Here is a 21720-nt window from a genome sequence, read left to right as displayed (position 1 = left end):
ACGATTGTGGGCGTTGGCGCGTATAATGCGCGGCGTTTACGTTAACAGAACGCCTGTTTAAGGAGATAAAGATGACGGCAATTGCCCCGGTAATTACCATTGATGGCCCAAGCGGTGCAGGAAAAGGCACCTTGTGCAAAGCGATGGCGGAAGCATTGCAATGGCATCTGTTGGACTCAGGCGCAATCTATCGCGTGCTGGCGCTGGCGGCATTACATCATCATGTCGATGTCGCCTCAGAAGACGCGCTGGTTCCGCTGGCAACCCATCTTGATGTCCGTTTTGTCTCAACGGACGGAAATCTGGAAGTAATTCTGGAAGGAGAAGACGTCAGCGGTGAAATCCGCACGCAGGAAGTCGCCAATGCCGCCTCTCAGGTTGCTGCGTTCCCTCGCGTGCGCGAAGCGCTGCTGCGTCGTCAACGCGCTTTCCGTGAAGCGCCAGGACTTATCGCCGACGGACGCGACATGGGAACGGTAGTTTTCCCGGATGCGCCAGTGAAAATTTTCCTTGACGCCTCTTCGGAAGAACGTGCGCATCGCCGTATGCTACAGTTGCAGGAGAAAGGCTTTAGTGTTAACTTTGAGCGCCTTTTGGCCGAGATCAAAGAACGTGACGATCGCGACCGAAACCGTGCTGTAGCGCCGCTGGTTCCCGCTGCTGATGCTTTAGTTTTAGATTCCACACGATTAAGCATTGAGCAAGTGATTGAAAAAACGCTACAATACGCGCGCCAAAAACTGGCACTCGCTTAAGAGCGACCGAATTTGCAGTACCCCCGTTGCAATGGAATGACAGCGGGTATGTTAAACAACCCCATCCGACATGGTGTCAGGTGGACGTTAAATCTAACTTCGAAGATTAAACATGACTGAATCTTTTGCTCAACTATTTGAAGAATCCTTAAAAACAATCGAAACCCGTCCGGGTTCCATCGTTCGTGGCGTTGTTGTTGCTATCGACAAAGACGTCGTTCTGGTTGATGCGGGCCTGAAATCTGAATCTGCAATCCCTGCAGAGCAGTTCAAAAACGCAGCCGGCGAGCTGGAAATCCAGGTCGGTGACGAAGTTGACGTTGCGCTGGACGCAGTAGAAGACGGCTTCGGCGAAACCCTGCTGTCCCGTGAGAAAGCTAAGCGTCACGAAGCTTGGATCACGCTGGAAAAAGCATACGAAGACGCTGAAACTGTTGTTGGTGTTATCAACGGCAAAGTTAAGGGCGGCTTCACTGTTGAGCTGAACGGTATTCGTGCGTTCCTGCCAGGTTCACTGGTAGACGTTCGTCCGGTGCGCGATACGCTGCACCTGGAAGGCAAAGAGCTTGAGTTCAAAGTCATCAAGCTGGATCAGAAGCGCAACAACGTTGTTGTTTCTCGTCGTGCCGTGATCGAATCCGAAAACAGCGCAGAGCGCGATCAGCTGCTGGAAAACCTGCAGGAAGGCATGGAAGTTAAAGGTATCGTTAAGAACCTCACTGACTACGGTGCATTCGTTGATCTGGGTGGCGTTGACGGCCTGCTGCACATCACCGATATGGCATGGAAACGCGTTAAGCATCCAAGCGAAATCGTAAACGTTGGCGACGAAATCACTGTTAAAGTGCTGAAGTTCGACCGCGAACGTACCCGTGTATCCCTGGGCCTGAAACAGCTGGGCGAAGATCCGTGGGTTGCTATCGCTAAGCGTTATCCGGAAGGTACCAAACTGACCGGTCGCGTGACCAACCTGACTGACTACGGCTGCTTCGTTGAAATCGAAGAAGGCGTTGAAGGCCTGGTTCACGTTTCCGAAATGGACTGGACCAACAAAAACATCCACCCGTCCAAAGTTGTTAACGTTGGCGACGTAGTGGAAGTCATGGTTCTGGATATCGACGAAGAACGTCGTCGTATCTCCCTGGGCCTGAAGCAGTGCAAATCTAACCCATGGCAGCAGTTCGCGGAAACCCACAACAAGGGTGACCGTGTTGAAGGTAAAATCAAGTCTATCACTGACTTTGGTATCTTCATCGGCTTGGACGGCGGCATCGACGGCCTGGTTCACCTGTCTGACATCTCCTGGAACGTTGCAGGCGAAGAAGCAGTTCGTGAATACAAAAAAGGCGACGAAATCGCAGCAGTTGTTCTGCAGGTTGACGCAGAGCGCGAGCGTATCTCTCTGGGCGTTAAACAGCTGGCAGAAGATCCGTTCAACAACTGGGTTGCACTGAACAAGAAAGGCGCAATCGTAAACGGTAAAGTGACTGCAGTTGACGCGAAAGGCGCAACCGTAGAACTGGCTGACGGCGTTGAAGGTTACCTGCGCGCTTCTGAAGCATCCCGTGACCGCGTTGAAGATGCTACCCTGGTTCTGAGCGTGGGTGACGACGTTGAAGCTAAATTCACCGGCGTTGACCGTAAGAACCGTGCAATCAGCCTGTCTGTTCGTGCTAAAGACGAAGCTGATGAGAAAGATGCCATCGCAACTGTTAACAAACAGGAAGATGCAAACTTCTCTAACAACGCAATGGCTGAAGCTTTCAAAGCAGCTAAAGGCGAGTAATTCTTTGATACTTCGGGATGTTTCGTCCCGAAGTCAGATGAGAATACTTGACAGATTATAGAATTCGTTCTGTAATCAATGACAAAGGGCGGCTACGGCCGCCCTTAATCAATGCGACAGCAGCAGCTTATTGGAACCGGAGGAATCATGACCAAGTCAGAATTGATTGAAAGACTTGCCACTCAGCAATCTCATATTCCCGCGAAAGCGGTTGAAGATGCAGTAAAAGAGATGCTGGAGCATATGGCCTCGACTCTTGCACAGGGCGAGCGTATTGAAATCCGCGGTTTCGGCAGCTTTTCTTTGCATTACCGTGCACCACGTACCGGGCGTAACCCGAAGACTGGCGATAAAGTGGATCTGGAAGGAAAATATGTTCCGCACTTTAAGCCGGGTAAAGAACTGCGCGATCGCGCCAATATTTACGGTTAAGTTTTTCGCAAAACATAGCCTAGGAAAAGCACCTTTACGGTGCTTTTTTCTTGCCTGCAGCCCGTCCTGGAGTACCACTCGCATTTCACGTTGCATATTGCCGGGCGGCGATGAAAATTGCGGAATCATGACCGTAAATCCCTCATTCTACACCTGACAACCACTGTTCAGATCTGGACACTTCCGCTAACAGGGAGGTGTCCATGAAAATAACGACGGTTAGTCTGTGCGCATTAGGGGGGATCTTCCCTTTATTCTTGCTGCCCACGCTTCCAGGTTCAGTGGTTGTGAGCGTCCTGTTTGTGCTGGCCTGTTTGCTCGCTCTGCTCCGCTGGAAAGTGGCGAAGTGTGCCGGGCTCCTCCTGCTGTTTTTTCTCTGGGGCGTCATGGCGGCGAAGCAGTCGCTGTGGGCGGTAAATACATTGCCAGTCGCCACGCAGGAGGCGGTCGTAGAGCTTACGGCCACGGATAACATGACAACACATGCCGGGTGGATCACGCATCTTAATGGGCATCGACTTTTCCCTGCCGTAGGCATTGTGCTTTATGACCAATACTTGCCGATAGCACCGTGTGCGGGGCAACGTTGGGCGATGACGCTGAAGGTTCGCGCTATTCACGCCGAGTTGAATGACGGCGGATTTGACAGCCAGCGTTATGCCTTAGCACAGCATCAGCCGCTCACCGGTCGCTTTTTGCAGGCAAAGGTGGTCGACAGTGGATGCAGCTGGCGGGCTCGCTATCTCGCCTCGCTGACCGCCTCTCTGGAGAACTATTCCTGGCAGCAGGTCATTCTGGGGCTGGGGATGGGAGAACGCCTGCTGGTCCCGCAGGAGGTCAAAGCGATTATGCGTGATACTGGTACGGCGCATTTGATGGCGATTTCCGGCCTGCATATCGCTTTCGCGGCTTTACTGGCTGCCGCTCTGTTGCGGGGTGTGCAGTTTCTGTTGCCGGTCGCCGGGATCCGCTGGCAACACCCGCTGATTGGTGGGCTTATTTGCGCGGTGTGTTATGCCTGGTTGACCGGACTGCAACCCCCGGCGTTACGCACGGTGGTGGCGCTGCTGGTGTGGGGGGCACTGAAATTAAGCGGACGGCAATGGAGCGGTTGGTCGGTCTGGTGCTGCTGTCTGGCGGCCATTCTGGTTGTCGATCCCGTTGCTGTAATCTCGCAAAGCCTGTGGCTTTCTGCCTTTGCCGTTGCGGCTTTGCTGTTCTGGTATCAATGGTTTCCTTGTCCTGCCTTGCGCTTACCGCGCGCCGGGCGTTTGCTTGTTGAATTGGCACATCTGCAACTGGGGATTACCCTGTTGCTCCTGCCGCTACAAATTGCGCTGTTTCACGGTATCAGCCTGACCTCTTTTGTCGCAAATCTGTTTGCTGTTCCGCTGGTTACGTTTGTCAGCGTTCCGTTGATCCTCGCTGGAATGGTGGTTCACCTCACCGGTCCGCTGTTTCTCGAGGGCGGACTCTGGTATCTGGCCGATCGTTCATTGGCCACGTTATTCTGGGCGCTTAAGCTCTTGCCTGCAGGGTGGATCAATGTTGATGTTCGTTGGCAGTGGCTGGTCTTTGTCCCCTGGCTTATGTTACTCGGCTGGCGATTCGTTGCATGGCGCATCTTTCCCGGCCTCTGTCTGGCGACGCTGGCGCTATTGAGTTGGCCGTTCTGGAGTCCGACACGTACCGACGCCTGGCAGGTGCACATGCTGGATGTTGGACAAGGATTGGCGATGGTCATCGCCCGCAATGGTAAAGCGTTACTCTACGATACCGGGTTGGCCTGGCCGGGGGGTGACAGCGCGCAGCAGATCATCATTCCATGGCTGCGCTGGCACCATCTGCAGCCAGAGGGCATCATTCTCAGCCATGAGCATCTTGACCATCGCGGTGGACTACACTCTTTGCAGACAACCTGGCCAACGCTTTGGGTACGCAGCCCGCTAGGATGGCCGGGCCATTTGCCCTGTTATCGTGGCGAGACGTGGCAATGGCAGGGATTGTGGTTTAGCGTGCACTGGCCGTTGAAGGGGGACCAGACGCAGGGAAATAACCACTCCTGTGTCGTAAAGATTGATGATGGCATGCACAGTATTCTGCTGACGGGTGATATAGAGTCCCCGGCGGAACAGAAAATGTTAAGCCATTACTGGCAGCATCTTTCAGCAACGGTAGTCCAGGTACCACATCATGGCAGCAACAGTTCTTCTTCACTGGCATTCATTCAACGCGCCAATGGCCGGGCGGCGCTGGCCTCGGCATCACGCTACAACGCCTGGCGGCTGCCGTCCCACAAGGTGAAGCAGCGCTATCAGCAACAGGGGTACCGGTGGTGTGATACCCCGCATCAGGGGCAAATTTCGCTGGATTTTTCAACACAGGGCTGGCAGGTCATCAGCCTGCGGGAGCAAATTTTACCTCGTTGGTATCATCAGTGGTTTGGCGTGTCAGACGATAACGGGTAGAATATGCGGCTATTTCAACAGATGCTGGTTTCTTGAATGCATAACGATAAAGATCTCTCTACGTGGCAGACGTTTCGCCGACTGTGGCCAACCATTGCGCCTTTCAAATCGGGTCTGATCGTGGCGGGTGTTGCGTTAATCCTCAACGCGGCCAGCGATACCTTCATGTTATCGCTCCTCAAACCATTACTGGACGATGGTTTTGGTAAAACAGATCGCTCAGTGTTGCTTTGGATGCCGCTGGTGGTTATTGGGCTGATGATTTTACGTGGTATCACCAGCTATATCTCCAGCTACTGTATTTCCTGGGTATCAGGAAAAGTGGTGATGACCATGCGTCGTCGCCTGTTTGGTCATATGATGGGCATGCCGGTTTCCTTCTTTGACAAGCAGTCCACCGGGACGCTGCTTTCTCGCATTACTTACGATTCTGAACAGGTTGCCTCTTCGTCTTCCGGCGCGCTGATTACCGTTGTGCGTGAAGGCGCATCCATTATCGGCCTGTTCATCATGATGTTCTATTACAGCTGGCAGTTGTCGATCATCCTGGTTGTGCTGGCACCTATCGTGTCGATTGCGATTCGTGTGGTCTCCAAACGTTTTCGTGCTATCAGTAAGAATATGCAGAATACGATGGGGCAGGTGACGACCAGCGCGGAACAGATGCTGAAAGGCCATAAAGAGGTCCTGATCTTCGGTGGTCAGGGGGTGGAAACGAAGCGCTTCGACAAAGTCAGTAACAAGATGCGCTTGCAGGGAATGAAGATGGTTTCTGCCTCTTCCATTTCCGATCCTATCATCCAGTTGATTGCTTCTCTGGCGCTGGCGTTTGTTCTGTACGCGGCCAGCTTCCCAAGCGTTATGGACAGCCTGACGGCAGGGACGATCACCGTGGTCTTCTCGTCAATGATTGCCCTGATGCGTCCGCTGAAATCGCTGACCAACGTCAACGCCCAGTTCCAGCGTGGTATGGCCGCATGCCAGACCCTGTTTGCAATTCTGGATAGCGAGCAGGAAAAAGACGAAGGTAAACGCGTGATTGAACGTGCGACCGGCGATCTGGAATTCCGTAATGTGACCTTTACCTATCCGGGCCGCGAAGTGCCGGCTCTGCGCAATATCAACCTGAAAATCCCGGCAGGCAAAACCGTTGCGCTGGTGGGGCGTTCAGGTTCCGGTAAATCAACCATTGCCAGTCTGATCACGCGTTTTTACGACATCAATGAAGGCGAAATCCTCATGGATGGTCACGATCTACGTGAGTACACCTTGGCCTCGTTGCGTAATCAGGTGGCGCTGGTTTCGCAAAACGTGCATCTGTTCAACGACACGGTGGCGAACAACATCGCCTACGCGCGAACTGAGCAGTATAGCCGTGAGCAGATCGAAGAAGCGGCTCGTATGGCCTATGCCATGGACTTTATCAATAAAATGGATGACGGCCTTGATACGGTGATCGGCGAAAACGGCGTGTTGCTGTCCGGCGGTCAGCGTCAGCGTATCGCCATTGCGCGCGCCTTGCTGCGAGACAGCCCGATTCTGATCCTTGATGAAGCCACGTCAGCGCTGGATACCGAATCAGAGCGCGCCATTCAGGCGGCGCTGGACGAACTGCAGAAAAACCGCACCTCGCTGGTTATTGCGCACCGTCTCTCAACCATCGAGCAGGCTGATGAAATTGTGGTCGTGGAAGATGGTCTGATTGTGGAACGCGGTACGCACAGCGAACTGCTGGAACATCGCGGCGTCTATGCGCAACTGCACAAAATGCAATTTGGTCAATGATCGCACGCATCTGGTCCGGTGAGTCGCCCTTATGGCGACTGTTACTCCCTCTCTCCTGGCTGTACGGCCTGGTGAGCGGGGGGATTCGTCTGTGTTATACGCTCGGGATCAAGCGCGCCTGGCGTGCACCGGTGCCGGTGGTGGTGGTCGGTAACCTGACGGCGGGCGGTAACGGTAAAACGCCGGTAGTGATCTGGCTGGTGGAACAGCTCCAGCGGCGCGGTCTTCGCGTTGGGGTGGTTTCCCGCGGTTACGGTGGCAAAGCGGCGTCTTATCCCTTACTGCTGAATGCCGAAACGACCACAGCAGAAGCGGGTGATGAACCGGTGCTGATTTATCAGCGCACCGGCGCACCGGTATCGGTATCACCCAACCGGGCCGACGCGGTTAAAGCGATTCTGGCGCATCACGATGTACAGATTATCGTCACCGATGATGGCCTTCAGCACTACCGTCTGGCCCGCGATGTTGAGATTGTGGTGGTTGATGGCGTGCGTCGTTTCGGTAACGGCTGGTGGCTACCGGCAGGCCCGATGCGTGAACGGGCCGGTCGGCTGAAAACGGTGGATGCGGTCATTGTCAACGGTGGCATCCCGCAGGCGGGGGAGATCCCGATGCGTCTGGCGGCAGGACTGGCTGTGAACCTGCGTACCGGTGAGCGTCGCGATGTCGCGCAATTGCAAAATGTCGTGGCGATGGCGGGTATTGGTCATCCGCCGCGCTTTTTTGCCACGTTAGAGGCCTGTGGCGTACAGCCACAGAAATGTGTTCCGCTGGCAGATCATCAGGCGTTGACTTCGCGTGATGTCAACGGCTTACTGAACTCGTCGCAAACGCTGATCATGACGGAGAAGGACGCCGTTAAGTGCCGCGCCTTTGCTGAAGACAACTGGTGGTATCTCCCTGTCGACGCACATCTGTCGGGGACAGAACCTGAGACATTACTCGAAAAATTGATCTCGCTGGTACGTTAGCGCACCACCATAACGGCAGCGAATGAATGAGGGAATCATGAATGTCGTTGCCGTACCTCTCTCTTACGGATGCCCGTAACCTTCATCTCGCCGCCCAGGGGCTGTTAAAAAAACCACGCCGCCGCGCGCTGGCGAGCGATATCCTGCCGACGATTACCCGCATGTCGCTGCTGCAAATTGATACCATCAATATTGTTGCCCGCAGCCCCTACCTTGTGTTGTTCAGCCGACTGGGGGATTACGCGATACAGTGGCTGGATGACGCCCTGACGCAGGGCGAGTTGATGGAGTACTGGGCCCATGAGGCCTGCTTCCTGCCGCGCAGTGACTTCACGTTGATACGCCACCGGATGCTGGCCCCTGAAAAAATGGGCTGGAAGTACCAGGCGGCGTGGATGAAAGAGCATGCTGGCGAAATTGAGCAACTGTTGCAGCATATCCATCAAAACGGGCCGGTTCGCTCAGCGGACTTTGAGCACCAGCGTAAAGGTAACAGCGGCTGGTGGGACTGGAAGCCGCACAAGCTACATCTGGAAGGGCTGTTCACGGCAGGAAAGGTGATGGTGATTGAACGGCGTAATTTCCAACGTGTATACGATCTCACGCATCGCGTCATGCCGCACTGGGATGATGAACGCGATCTGCTTCCACGGGCGCAAGCGGAATCTGTCATGCTGGACAACAGCGCGCGCAGCCTGGGGATTTTTCGCGAGCAGTGGCTGGCAGATTACTACCGTCTGAAACGTCCCGAATTACAAAACTGGCGTGATGTGCGGGCTGAACAGCAGCAGATCGTTCCGGTCGAGGTCGAAAGCCTCGGGCCGCTGTGGTTGCATGCGGATATGCTGCCGCTGCTTGAACAGGCACAGGCAGGAAAGCTGACCGCGACACATAGCGCGGTGCTGTCGCCGTTTGATCCGGTAGTCTGGGATCGCAAACGCGCGGAGCAGCTGTTTGATTTCAGCTACCGGCTGGAATGTTACACGCCGGCGCCAAAGCGGCAATATGGCTACTTTGTCCTGCCTTTGCTCCACCGGGGGCAACTGGTGGGGCGGATGGACGCCAAAATGCACCGTAAAACTGGCGTACTGGAAGTGATTTCTCTCTATCTGCAGGAGGGGGTAAAGCCAGGTGTGACGCTGCAAAACGGGTTACAGCAGGCGATAACCGATTTCGCCCGCTGGCAGAATGCCGCCCGCGTGACGCTGGGGCACTGTCCGGAAGGGATATTTGCACAATGTCGGCAGGGGTGGGAAATAGACGCAGTCGCATGAGCGAGTATGATAAGATCTCCTCATTCACTACCCGGTCCATCTGGAGGAACTATGGATCATCGTCTGCTTGAAATCGTTGCCTGCCCGGTCTGTAACGGAAAACTCTGGTACAACCAGGAAAAACAAGAACTGATCTGCAAACTGGATAACCTCGCTTTTCCGCTGCGTGATGGCATTCCCGTGTTGCTGGAAACTGAGGCCCGCGTGTTAGCGGCTGATGAGCGTAAATCATGAGTTTTGTCGTCATTATTCCTGCCCGCTACGCCTCCACGCGTCTGCCGGGTAAGCCGTTGCAGGACATCAACGGTAAGCCGATGATTGTACATGTGCTGGAGCGCGCCCGTGAATCCGGCGCTGAGCGCATTATTGTCGCGACCGATCATGAAGACGTCGCGCGCGCCGTTGAAGCTGCGGGTGGGGAAGTGTGCATGACCCGCGTCGACCACCAGTCGGGGACAGAACGTCTGGCAGAGGTGGTCGAGAAGTGTGGCTTCAGTGATGACACCGTGATCGTTAACGTGCAGGGTGATGAGCCGATGATCCCGGCCGTCATCATTCGCCAGGTGGCGGAAAACCTGGCGCAGCGTCAGGTTGGAATGGCCACGCTCGCGGCACCTATTCACGGTGCAGAAGAGGCATTCAATCCTAATGCGGTGAAGGTCGTACTGGATGCCGAAGGCTATGCGCTGTATTTCTCGCGTGCCACAATCCCCTGGGATCGCGACCGTTTTGCGAAGAGTCGGGAGACCATTGGCGATACCTTCCTGCGTCACCTTGGTATTTACGGCTACCGCGCCGGATTTATCCGCCGTTATGTGAGCTGGCAGCCCAGTCCGCTGGAAAATATTGAGATGCTGGAGCAACTCCGCGTGCTGTGGTACGGCGAAAAAATCCACGTGGCTGTGGCAAAAGAGGTACCCGGGACCGGTGTTGATACCGCAGAAGACCTCGAGCGCGTTCGCGCTGAAATGCGTTAATTCTCTTTATGACACTCCGCTCTTTAGTGAGAGGAGTGTCGTACCGTTACGATTTTCCTCGTTTTTTCTTTTCAACAATTGATCTCATCCGGGTGACATCTGTCGGAGTGGCGCTCATTATAAAAGCAGTAGCTTTTATGAGGGCAATCTGAATGGAACAGCTGCGCGCCGAATTAAGTCATTTACTGGGCGAAAAACTGAGCCGCATTGAATGCGTGAATGAAAAAGTCGACACAGCGCTGTGGGCGCTCTATGACAGTCAGGGCAACCCGATGCCGTTGATGGCCCAAAGTTTCACTACGCCGGGGGTCGCACAGCAACTGGCCTGGAAAACCACCATGTTAGCGCGTAGTGGCACCGTGCGAATGCCGGTTATTTATGGTGTGATGACCCACGACGAGCATCCCGGCCCGGATGTCTTACTGCTCGAACGTCTGCGCGGGGTCCCGGTTGAAGCGCCAGCCCGGACGCCGGAACGCTGGGAACAGCTCAAAGATCAGATCGTCGAAGGGTTACTGGCCTGGCACCGTCAGGATAGCCGCGGCTGCGTCGGCGCGGTGGATAATACGCAGGAGAATATTTGGCCCTCCTGGTACCGACAGCGTGTTGAGGTGCTCTGGAGCACGCTCAACCAGTTCAACAACACCGGGCTGACGATGCAGGATAAACGCATTCTGTTTCGCACCCGCGAATGCCTGCCGGCGCTGTTTGACGGATTTAACGACAACTGTGTGCTGGTGCATGGCAATTTCAGTCTGCGCAGCATGCTAAAAGATGCCCGAAGCGACCAGCTTCTGGCGATGGTGGGGCCAGGCATCATGCTCTGGGCGCCACGGGAGTACGAACTGTTCCGGCTGGTGGATAATACGCTGGCGGAAGGGTTGCTCTGGCACTACCTGCAACGCGCGCCAGTGGCGGAATCGTTCATCTGGCGGCGTTGGTTATATGTGTTATGGGATGAAGTTGCGCAACTGGTCAATACCGGGCGTTTCAACCGCTCTCATTTTGATCTTGCCGCGAAATCACTCCTGCCCTGGCTCGCCTGACGCTCCTTTCAGCCATTGCCAGACCCTCCCCAGCGTCTCATAGCTTGCCCGATCGCTATGCATCAACCATACGGGAGAGGGGAGCGCCCGTTCCCACGGATTCAATGGGGAATCGATGGCCAGTTGATTCGCCGGAGCCGGCAGTGGGTTTAATCCGGCCTGCTGAAAGAAAATCATCGCTCGTGGCAGATGAGAGGCGGAAGTGACCAGCAGGAATGGCGCGTCGCCGATGGCCTGCTTTACGGCGGCGGCTTCTTCCTCGGTATCTTTGGGCCTGTCCAGCACAATGATATCCTCTCCCGGTACGCCCAGCGATTGTGCCACCCGCGCGCCGGCTTCAGCCGTACTCACTGGATTGGTTCTGGCATTCGCGCCGGTAAAAATCAATTTTGAACCCGGGTTGGCCCGCCACAGCCGTATTCCCTCATTAAGACGCGGCAGACTGTTATTGATCAGGTTGGAACTGGGGGCCCACTGTGGGTTCCAGGTATAGCCGCCGCCCAGTACGACGATGTATTTCACTTTCTGCGTATCCTGCCAGGTCGGGTAGCTCGCTTCTATCGGGCGCAGCAGATGATCGGCAACGGGTTGCAGGCTAAGCAGGAACAGCGTCAGCCAACTGACACTGATAAATACCTTCCCGGTTTTCTGAAAACGGCTAAACCACAGCAGCGCCAGGCCGATACCCATCATCAGGAGCAGAAAAGGGAGAGGCAGCAGCACGCCGCCAATCACTTTCTTGAGTGTAAAGAGCATCCTTTTTGGTTCCTTTTTTGACCATATAGCAGAAGAATAATCGGGATATTACACCAGAGAGGTTCATTCTCCGCGCGGGTGTGACAAAATAGCGGTTTTATCAGAGAACACCTAAGCCAGCCTGTGGAGAGCCCGATGCGGGATCGCAATTTTGATGACATTGCTGAGAAGTTTTCCCGTAATATTTACGGCACCACAAAAGGGCAGCTAAGACAGGCGATCCTGTGGCAGGATCTCGACCGTGTCCTGGCGGATTACGGCTCGCAGAAACTGCGGGTGCTGGATGCCGGCGGTGGTGAAGGGCAGACGGCCATTAAAATGGCAGAGTGTGGCCATCACGTGACGCTGTGCGATCTGTCCGGTGAGATGATCGCCCGTGCGCAACGGGCAGCAGAAGATAAAGATGTGAGCCACAACATGCATTTTATACAATGCGCCGCTCAGGATGTTGCTTCGCATTTGGAAAGCCCCGTTGATCTGATATTGTTTCACGCTGTGCTGGAGTGGGTCGCCGATCCGGTCAGTGTGTTAGAGACCCTGTGGTCCGTATTGCGTCCCGGTGGCGTACTGTCGTTAATGTTCTACAATGCCAACGGTCTGTTGATGCATAACATGGTGGCAGGGAACTTTGACTACGTACAGATAGGGATGCCAAAGCGTAAGAAGCGTACCCTTTCGCCAGACTATCCGCGTGAGCCAGGGCAGGTTTACCAGTGGCTGGAACAGATTGGCTGGCAGATCACCGGGAAGACCGGGGTGCGTGTGTTTCATGATTATCTGCGTGAGAAACATCAGCAGCGTGACTGTTATGAGATATTGCTTGAATTAGAAACGCGTTATTGTCGCCAGGAGCCGTATGTCAGCCTGGGTCGTTACATTCACGTCACCGCGCGTAAACCGCAGATGCAAGGATAACCTATGAGTGAATTTTCCCAGACAGTCCCCGAACTGGTTGCCTGGGCCAGAAAAAATGACTTCACTATTTCGCTGCCGGTAGACCGACTCTCGTTCCTGCTGGCGGTGGCCACGCTGAACGGCGAGCGCCTGGACGGTGAGATGAGTGAAGGCGAACTGGTGGACGCGTTCCGCCATGTAAGTGATGCGTTTGAGCAAACCAGCGAAACCATTGGCGTGCGCGCGAACAATGCGATCAACGATATGGTGCGTCAACGTCTGCTGAACCGCTTTACCAGTGAGCAGGCAGAAGGGAACGCGATTTATCGCCTGACGCCGCTCGGCATTGGCATTACGGATTACTATATTCGCCAACGTGAATTTTCCACACTGCGTTTGTCGATGCAGTTGTCGATAGTCGCGGGTGAACTCAAACGCGCGGCGGATGCCGCCGATGAGGGCGGCGATGAGTTCCATTGGCACCGCAACGTCTATGCGCCGCTCAAGTATTCGGTGGCAGAGATTTTCGACAGTATCGATCTGACTCAGCGCATCATGGATGAACAGCAGCAGCAGGTGAAAGATGATATCGCGCAGCTGTTGAATAAAGACTGGCGCGCGGCGATTTCGAGCTGTGAGCTGTTACTCTCGGAAACGTCCGGCACCCTGCGCGAGTTGCAGGATACGCTGGAAGCGGCAGGCGATAAATTACAGGCCAATCTGCTGCGCATTCAGGATGCGACGCTGGCCCATGACGATCTGCATTTTGTTGACAGGCTGGTGTTTGACCTGCAAAGCAAGCTGGATCGTATTATCAGTTGGGGCCAGCAGTCGATCGATCTGTGGATCGGCTATGACCGCCATGTTCATAAATTTATCCGTACTGCCATCGATATGGATAAAAACCGCGTTTTTGCCCAGCGCTTACGTCAGTCGGTACAGACCTATTTTGACGAGCCGTGGGCGCTGACCTATGCCAATGCCGATCGTCTGCTGGATATGCGCGACGAAGAGATGGCGCTGCGCGATGAAGAGGTTACCGGGGAACTTCCGCCGGACTTAGAGTACGAAGAGTTTAATGAGATCCGCGAACAGCTGGCGGCGATTATCGAAGGCCAACTGGCTATCTATAAATCGAAAGAGACGCCGCTGGATCTCGGCCTGGTAGTGCGCGAGTATCTTGCGCAATACCCGCGTGCGCGTCATTTCGACGTTGCGCGCATTGTTATCGATCAGGCGGTACGTCTTGGCGTAGCGCAAGCAGACTTCACCGGACTGCCAGCCAAATGGCAGCCGATTAATGATTACGGAGCCAAGGTACAGGCGCATGTCATTGACAAATATTGAACAAGTGATGCCGGTTAAGCTGGCGCAGGCGTTGGCGAATCCGTTATTTCCAGCGCTGGATAGCGCATTACGTTCAGGCCGTCACATTGGTCTGGATGAACTGGATAATCATGCCTTTCTGATGGATTTTCAGGACGACCTGGAAGAGTTTTACAGCCGTTATAACGTGGAATTGATCCGCGCGCCGGAAGGGTTTTTCTACCTGCGTCCGCGTTCAACGACCATTATCCCGCGTTCCGTGTTGTCTGAACTGGACATGATGGTCGGTAAAATTCTTTGCTACCTCTATCTCAGCCCGGAGCGGCTGGCGAATGAAGGGATTTTCACGCAGCAGGAGCTGTATGACGAGCTGCTGACGTTGGCTGACGAAGCCAAACTGTTGAAGCTGGTAAATAACCGTTCAACCGGCTCCGATGTCGACCGCCAGAAATTACAGGAAAAAATGCGCTCGTCGTTAAACCGTCTGCGCCGTTTAGGCATGGTGTGGTTTATGGGACACGACAGCAGCAAATTCCGTATTACGGAATCGGTGTTCCGTTTTGGCGCAGATGTGCGCAGTGGCGATGATCCGCGGGAAGCGCAGCGTCGCCTGATTCGCGATGGCGAAGCGATGCCGGTCGAAAACCACCTGCTGCTCAATGATGAGACTGAAGAGAATCAGCCGGACAGTGGAGAAGAAGAATAATGATTGAACGCGGTAAATTTCGCTCACTAACGCTGATTAACTGGAACGGTTTCTTTGCCCGCACCTTTGACCTGGATGAACTGGTTACCACGCTTTCCGGGGGGAACGGCGCGGGGAAATCCACCACCATGGCGGCGTTCGTCACAGCGCTTATCCCGGACTTAACCCTGTTGCACTTTCGTAACACTACCGAAGCCGGGGCGACCAGTGGCTCACGTGATAAAGGCCTGCACGGTAAGCTGAAAGCGGGTGTCTGCTATTCAATGCTGGACACGATCAACTCGCGGCATCAGCGCGTGGTGGTTGGCGTACGTTTGCAGCAGGTGGCCGGACGCGACCGTAAAGTCGACATCAAACCGTTTGCCATTCAGGGGCTGCCGATGTCGGTGCAGCCCACGCAACTGGTGACGGAAACGCTGAACGAGCGTCAGGCGCGCGTCCTGCCGTTGACGGAGCTTAAAGAGAAGCTCGACGAAATGGAAGGCGTGCAGTTTAAGCAGTTCAACTCGATAACCGACTACCATTCGCTGATGTTCGATCTGGGCCTCATCGCCCGTCGTCTGCGCTCTGCCTCCGATCGTAGTAAATTCTATCGCCTGATTGAAGCCTCGCTGTACGGCGGGATTTCCAGCGCGATCACCCGTTCTCTGCGCGACTACCTGCTGCCGGAAAACAGCGGGGTGCGTAAGGCGTTCCAGGATATGGAAGCCGCGCTGCGGGAAAACCGTCTGACGCTGGAAGCTATTCGCGTCACCCAGTCCGACCGCGATCTGTTTAAACACCTGATCAGCGAAGCCACTAACTACGTGGCGGCGGACTATATGCGCCACGCCAATGAGCGTCGGATCCACCTCGATAAAGCGCTGGAGTTTCGTCGTGAACTGTACACCTCGCGCAAACAGCTGGCGGCGGAGCAATATAAGCACGTCGATATGGCGCGTGAGTTGGGCGAGCACAACGGCGCGGAAGGCGATCTCGAAGCCGATTATCAGGCAGCGAGCGATCACCTGAACCTGGTGCAAACGGCGCTGCGTCAGCAGGAAAAAATTGAACGTTATGAAGCGGATCTCGACGAGTTGCAGATCCGTCTCGAAGAACAAAACGAAGTGGTAGCGGAAGCTGCCGATCGCCAGGAAGAAAACGAAGCGCGCGCCGAGGCTGCCGAGCTGGAAGTGGATGAGCTGAAAAGCCAACTGGCGGATTACCAGCAGGCGCTGGACGTTCAGCAGACCCGCGCCATCCAGTACAACCAGGCGATCTCCGCACTGGAGCGCGCCAGAGCGGTATGTCATTTGCCGGATCTGACGGCCGATAGCGCCGCCCAGTGGCTGGAGACTTTCCAGGCGAAAGAGCAGGAAGCGACCGAAAAAATGCTCTCGCTGGAGCAGAAAATAAGCGTGTCGCAAACCGCGCACAGTCAGTTTGAGCAGGCGTATCAGCTGGTGGTGGCGATCAATGGCCCGCTGGCGCGAAATGAGGCCTGGGGCGTGGCGCGTGAACTGTTGCGTGAAGGCGTTGATCAGCGCCACCTGGCGGAGCAGGTGCAGCCGCTGCGCATGCGACTGAGCGAACTTGAACAGCGTCTGCGCGAGCAGCAGGAAGCCGAACGTCTGTTGGCGGAATTCTGTAAGCGTCAGGGCAAAAACTTCGATATTGATGAACTGGAAGCCCTGCACCAGGAGCTGGAGGCGCGTATCGCCTCGCTGTCTGACAATGTCTCCAGCGCGCACGAACAGCGCATGGCGCTGCGTCAGGAGCAGGAACAGCTACAGTCCCGCATTCAGCACTTAATGCAGCGTGCGCCTGTCTGGCTTGCGGCACAAAACAGCCTGAGCCAGCTCAGCGAACAGTGTGGCGAAGAGTTCACCTCTGGCCAGGAAGTGACTGAATATTTACAGCAATTGCTCGAGCGTGAACGTGAAGCGATTGTGGAACGCGACGAAGTTGGCGCGCGCAAGAATGCCGTCGATGAAGAGATCGAACGCTTAAGTCAGCCTGGCGGTTCGGAAGATCAGCGCCTGAACGCGCTGGCGGAACGCTTTGGCGGTGTGCTGCTGTCAGAAATTTATGACGACGTCAGCCTTGAAGATGCGCCGTACTTCTCCGCGCTGTATGGCCCATCACGCCATGCCATCGTGGTGCCGGACCTGTCGCTTATCGCCGAGCAACTGGAAGGGTTGACGGATTGCCCGGAAGATTTGTATCTGATTGAAGGGGATCCGCAGTCGTTTGATGACAGCGTCTTCAGCGTAGACGAACTGGAAAAAGCGGTGGTGGTGAAAATCGCCGATCGCCAGTGGCGTTATTCGCGCTTCCCGTCCGTACCGCTGTTTGGTCGCGCGGCGCGGGAAAATCGTATCGAAACTCTGCATGCCGAGCGTGAAGGGTTGTCCGAGCGTTTTGCCACGCTCTCTTTTGACGTACAGAAAACGCAGCGTCTGCATCAGGCGTTCAGCCGTTTCATTGGTAGCCATCTTTCGGTGGCGTTTGAATCCGATCCGGAAGCCGAAATTCGTCAGCTCAACAGTCGTCGCGTTGAACTGGAACGTGCGCTGACCGCTCACGAAAATGACAACCAGCAGCAGCGTCTGCAGTACGAGCAGGCCAAAGAAGGCGTTGCCGCACTGAACCGTCTGCTGCCGCGTCTGAATCTGCTGGCTGACGACAGCCTGGCGGACCGCGTCGAGGAGATCCGCGAGCGTCTGGATGAAGCGCAGGAAGCGGCGCGCTTTGTGCAGCAGCACGGCAACCAACTGGCGAAACTGGAACCGATGGTTTCGGTACTACAGAGCGATCCGGAACAGTTCGAACAGTTGAAAGAAGACTACGCGTATTCCCAGCAGACGCAGCGTGATGCGCGTCAGCAGGCGTTTGCGCTGACTGAAGTGGTTCAGCGTCGTGCGCACTTCGGCTATTCCGACTCGGCGGAAATGCTCAGCGGTAACAGCGATCTGAATGAAAAGCTGCGCGAGCGACTGGAACATGCGGAAGCCGAACGTACCCGCGCCCGTGAAGCCCTGCGCGGCCATGCGGCGCAACTGAGTCAGTACAATCAGGTTCTGGCCTCGCTGAAAAGCTCTTATGACACCAAGAAAGAGCTGCTCAACGATCTGCAGCGTGAGTTGCAGGATATTGGCGTTCGTGCTGACAGTGGAGCGGAAGAGCGGGCGCGCATTCGTCGCGATGAACTGCACGCGCAGCTCAGCAATAACCGTGCGCGGCGTAACCAGCTTGAAAAAGCGCTCACCTTCTGTGAAGCGGAGATGGATAATCTGACCCGCAAACTTCGCAAGCTGGAACGCGATTACCATGAAATGCGTGAGCAGGTGGTGACCGCGAAAGCCGGCTGGTGCGCAGTGATGCGGCTGGTGAAAGACAGCGGCGTCGAGCGTCGCCTGCACCGCCGTGAGCTGGCTTATCTCTCGGGTGACGAACTGCGTTCCATGTCGGATAAGGCGCTGGGTGCGCTGCGTCTGGCGGTCGCTGATAACGAACATCTGCGTGACGTTCTGCGTTTGTCGGAAGATCCGAAGCGTCCGGAACGTAAGATCCAGTTCTTTGTCGCGGTGTACCAGCACCTGCGCGAGCGTATCCGTCAGGATATTATTCGTACCGATGATCCAGTGGAAGCCATCGAACAGATGGAAATTGAGCTGGGCCGTCTGACCGAAGAGCTGACTTCCCGTGAACAGAAACTGGCGATCAGCTCACGCAGTGTGGCAAACATTATTCGCAAGACCATCCAGCGTGAACAGAACCGTATCCGTCAGCTCAACCAGGGGCTGCAAAGCGTATCGTTTGGCCAGGTTCACAGCGTGCGTCTGAACGTGAATGTGCGTGAAACCCATGCCACGCTGCTGGAAGTGTTGTCTGAACAGCATGAGCAGCATCAGGATCTGTTCAACAGCAATCGCCTGACCTTCTCAGAAGCGCTGGCGAAGCTGTATCAGCGCCTGAATCCGCAGATCGACATGGGGCAGCGTACGCCGCAGACCATTGGCGAGGAGTTGCTGGACTATCGTAACTATCTCGAAATGGAAGTGGAAGTCAACCGGGGTTCCGACGGCTGGCTGCGTGCGGAGTCCGGTGCACTGTCGACCGGTGAAGCGATCGGGACCGGGATGTCTATCCTGGTGATGGTGGTTCAGAGCTGGGAAGATGAAGCGCGTCGTCTGCGCGGGAAAGACATCTCCCCATGCCGTCTGCTGTTCCTCGATGAAGCGGCCCGTCTGGATGCGCGCTCCATCGCGACGCTGTTCGAGCTGTGCGAGCGTCTGCAAATGCAGTTGATCATCGCGGCACCGGAAAACATCAGTCCGGAGAAGGGCACCACCTATAAGCTGGTTCGTAAAGTTTTCCAGAATACGGAACACGTCCACGTGGTCGGACTGCGCGGGTTTGCCCCGCAGTTGCCTGACCCTCTCCCCGGTGAGGCTGATGCCCCGTCAGAGGCCAGCTAAAACCCCAAAGACGGCTGAAAAGCCGTCTTTTTCATTTCTTAATCAGCGGATTTCAGGTGCATTTTCTTTAAACTTCTTTACATTAGGTTAGGCAATCACATAACAGCCTTTCTATAATGAAGGAAAGCTCCGGTAGATGTGAGCATGTCGTAATGTAACCAGAGGGCAAGGGATGTTGCTTAATAAAATTGGTGGTCGTCGGCTCTCGGCAATGAGTTTATGCCTGGCCGTAGCATTCGCTCCACTGTTCAGTGTTCAGGCTGATGAGCCTGAAGTTATACCTGGCGACAGCCCCGTTGTTGCCAGTGAGCAGAGCCTCGCCCAGCCGCAGGCGCAATCTGGCGCAACGGCCGTGATGGCGGGTCTGCAGCCTCTTCCTGAAGGGGCGGCGGAAAAGGCGCGGACTGAACTGCAGTCGCAACTTCCCTCGGGCTACACGCCTGTCTATATGAATCAGCTTGAATTGCTCTATGCGGCGCGCGATATGAAACCCATGTGGGAAAATCGTGAAGCCGTAAAAGCGTTCCAGCAGCAGCTAGCTGAGGTCGCCATCGCCGGTTTCCAGCCCCAGTTTACTACCTGGGTGGCGTTACTGACCGATCCTGGCGTTAGCGGTATTACACGCGATCTGGTGTTGTCTGATGCGATGATGGGTTATCTCCATTTGATAGCCAATATCCCGGTCAAGGGCAACCGTTGGCTATACAGCAGCAAGCCGTATGTGCTGGCGACGCCACCGCTGTCGGTTCTCAATCAGTGGCAGGTCGCGCTGGATAATGGGCAACTCCCGACGTTTATTGCCGGGCTGGCGCCTCAGCACCCTCAGTATGCATCGATGCACGCGTCGCTATTGACGCTGGTGGGCGATTCACGTCCGTGGCCGCAACTAACCGGCAAAGCAACGCTGCGACCGGGTCAGTGGAGCAACGACGTGCCGGCACTGCGGGAAATACTGCAACGTACCGGGATGCTGGAAGGGGGACCTAAAATTGCGCTGCCGGGTGATGAGACCCCGTCAGAGGCGGTGGTCAGCCCGTCTGCTGTTGCCGTTGAAACCCCGAGCGTTGACGCCGCAAAACAGACCGTCCCGCGCAGTAAGCCAGCACCGGCTGTTCGTGCCGCGTATGATAAAGAGCTGGTTGAAGCGGTAAAACGCTTCCAGACCTGGCAAGGGCTGGGCGCGGATGGCGCAATTGGCCCTGCCACGCGTGACTGGCTGAACATGACGCCCGCGCAGCGTGCGGGCGTACTGGCACTCAATATCCAGCGTCTGCGCTTGCTTCCGTCTGAACTTTCGACGGGAATTATGGTGAATATTCCGGCGTATTCACTGGTTTATTACCAGAACGGTAATCAAGTGCTGGCGTCCCGGGTGATTGTTGGTCGTCCCGATCGTAAAACGCCGATGATGAGCAGCGCGCTGAATAACGTGGTGGTCAATCCACCGTGGAACGTCCCGCCGACGCTGGCACGTAAAGACATTCTGCCCAAACTGTGGAACGATCCGGGCTACCTTGAACGTCACGGTTATACCGTGATGCGAGGCTGGAACAGCAGAGAGGCGATAGATCCGTGGCAGGTTGACTGGTCAACCATCACGCCATCAAATTTACCGTTCCGTTTCCAGCAGGCGCCTGGCGCGCGTAACTCGCTGGGCCGCTATAAGTTCAATATGCCCAGTTCCGATGCTATCTATCTGCACGATACGCCGAACCACAATCTGTTCCAGAAAGATACCCGAGCGCTCAGTTCCGGCTGTGTGCGCGTAAACAAGGCGTCGGAACTGGCAAATATGCTGTTGCAGGACGCGGGCTGGAACGATACGCGCATTTCCGATGCGCTAAAGCAGGGTGACACGCGCTATGTGAATATTCGCCAGACTATTCCGGTCAACCTTTACTACCTGACGGCGTTTGTTGGCGCAGACGGGCGCACCCAGTATCGTACAGATATTTACAATTATGATCTGACGGCGCGATCCAGCGCACAAATTGTGGCAAAAGCTGAGCAATTAATCAGGTAAATGAAGAGGTTCTGGTTAATCTGTTGTCGTAATATTTGGTAGTGACAGGGGCATCGGC

The 21720-nt window shown here is 55.3% G+C and carries 16 protein-coding genes; 15 read left to right on the top strand and 1 reads right to left on the bottom strand.

What is annotated here, in order from left to right:
• Positions 1 to 71: 71 nt before the first annotated feature.
• The 10 genes from GBC03_20955 to GBC03_20910 all read left to right on the top strand — a co-directional run bounded on the left by GBC03_20955 (position 72) and on the right by GBC03_20910 (position 11497).
• Complete coding sequence (locus GBC03_20955; GenBank protein QFS72492.1) at positions 72 to 755, top strand: (d)CMP kinase; 684 nt, start codon at positions 72 to 74, stop codon at positions 753 to 755.
• 112 nt (positions 756 to 867) lie between these two features.
• Entirely contained in the window at positions 868 to 2541 is a 1674-nt protein-coding gene (rpsA, locus tag GBC03_20950; GenBank protein ID QFS72491.1) for a 30S ribosomal protein S1, read from the top strand.
• Between the two features lie 147 nt (positions 2542 to 2688).
• Positions 2689 to 2973 (top strand): integration host factor subunit beta, encoded by a 285-nt coding sequence (gene ihfB / locus GBC03_20945; protein ID QFS72490.1) that lies wholly within the window; start codon positions 2689 to 2691, stop codon positions 2971 to 2973.
• 203 nt (positions 2974 to 3176) lie between these two features.
• Positions 3177 to 5441, top strand: coding sequence for a ComEC family protein (locus tag GBC03_20940; GenBank protein ID QFS72489.1), 2265 nt, complete (start codon positions 3177 to 3179; stop codon positions 5439 to 5441).
• Between the two features lie 36 nt (positions 5442 to 5477).
• Positions 5478 to 7226, top strand: coding sequence for a lipid A ABC transporter ATP-binding protein/permease MsbA (msbA, locus tag GBC03_20935; protein ID QFS72488.1), 1749 nt, complete (start codon positions 5478 to 5480; stop codon positions 7224 to 7226).
• Entirely contained in the window at positions 7223 to 8200 is a 978-nt protein-coding gene (gene lpxK, locus GBC03_20930) for a tetraacyldisaccharide 4'-kinase (protein QFS72487.1), read from the top strand. Before msbA ends, lpxK begins: the two co-directional genes overlap by 4 nt.
• Positions 8201 to 8241: 41 nt before the next feature.
• Positions 8242 to 9474: a hypothetical protein gene (locus tag GBC03_20925; protein QFS72486.1), complete on the top strand. Its 1233-nt coding sequence runs from the start codon at positions 8242 to 8244 to the stop codon at positions 9472 to 9474.
• 51 nt (positions 9475 to 9525) lie between these two features.
• Positions 9526 to 9708, top strand: coding sequence for a protein YcaR (locus GBC03_20920; protein QFS72485.1), 183 nt, complete (start codon positions 9526 to 9528; stop codon positions 9706 to 9708).
• Entirely contained in the window at positions 9705 to 10451 is a 747-nt protein-coding gene (gene kdsB, locus GBC03_20915; protein ID QFS72484.1) for a 3-deoxy-manno-octulosonate cytidylyltransferase, read from the top strand. The genes GBC03_20920 and kdsB overlap by 4 nt, the downstream gene beginning before the upstream one ends.
• 152 nt (positions 10452 to 10603) lie before the next feature.
• Positions 10604 to 11497 carry a phosphotransferase gene (locus GBC03_20910; protein ID QFS72483.1) on the top strand — a complete coding sequence of 298 codons (894 nt, stop codon included), beginning with the start codon at positions 10604 to 10606 and terminating at the stop codon, positions 11495 to 11497.
• On the opposite strand, the gene elyC is transcribed toward GBC03_20910, so the two are convergent.
• Complete coding sequence (elyC, locus tag GBC03_20905; GenBank protein ID QFS72482.1) at positions 11474 to 12253, bottom strand: envelope biogenesis factor ElyC; 780 nt, start codon at positions 12251 to 12253, stop codon at positions 11474 to 11476. The genes GBC03_20910 and elyC overlap by 24 nt on opposite strands.
• Positions 12254 to 12388: 135 nt before the next feature.
• Between elyC and cmoM the strand changes: the two genes are divergently transcribed.
• The 5 genes from cmoM to ldtD all read left to right on the top strand — a co-directional run bounded on the left by cmoM (position 12389) and on the right by ldtD (position 21662).
• On the top strand, positions 12389 to 13168 hold the full coding sequence (gene cmoM, locus GBC03_20900; GenBank protein QFS72481.1) for a tRNA uridine 5-oxyacetic acid(34) methyltransferase CmoM: 780 nt from the start codon (positions 12389 to 12391) through the stop codon (positions 13166 to 13168).
• A gap of 3 nt (positions 13169 to 13171) precedes the next feature.
• Positions 13172 to 14494, top strand: a complete 1323-nt coding sequence (gene mukF, locus GBC03_20895; GenBank protein ID QFS72480.1) for a chromosome partition protein MukF — start codon at positions 13172 to 13174, stop codon at positions 14492 to 14494.
• A complete protein-coding gene (gene mukE, locus GBC03_20890) occupies positions 14475 to 15179 on the top strand; it encodes a chromosome partition protein MukE (protein QFS72479.1) in 705 nt (234 codons plus the stop codon). The genes mukF and mukE overlap by 20 nt, the downstream gene beginning before the upstream one ends.
• Positions 15179 to 19639, top strand: a complete 4461-nt coding sequence (gene mukB / locus GBC03_20885; protein QFS72478.1) for a chromosome partition protein MukB — start codon at positions 15179 to 15181, stop codon at positions 19637 to 19639. The genes mukE and mukB overlap by 1 nt, the downstream gene beginning before the upstream one ends.
• A gap of 172 nt (positions 19640 to 19811) precedes the next feature.
• A complete protein-coding gene (gene ldtD, locus GBC03_20880; protein QFS72477.1) occupies positions 19812 to 21662 on the top strand; it encodes a L,D-transpeptidase in 1851 nt (616 codons plus the stop codon).
• Positions 21663 to 21720: the final 58 nt, after the last annotated feature.

Origin of the sequence: Citrobacter telavivensis (assembly GCA_009363175.1) — a bacterium.
Taxonomy (GTDB): domain Bacteria; phylum Pseudomonadota; class Gammaproteobacteria; order Enterobacterales; family Enterobacteriaceae; genus Citrobacter_A; species Citrobacter_A telavivensis.
The sequence above is the reverse complement of the archived record's forward strand: the minus strand, read 5'-3'. Positions and strand labels throughout refer to the sequence as shown.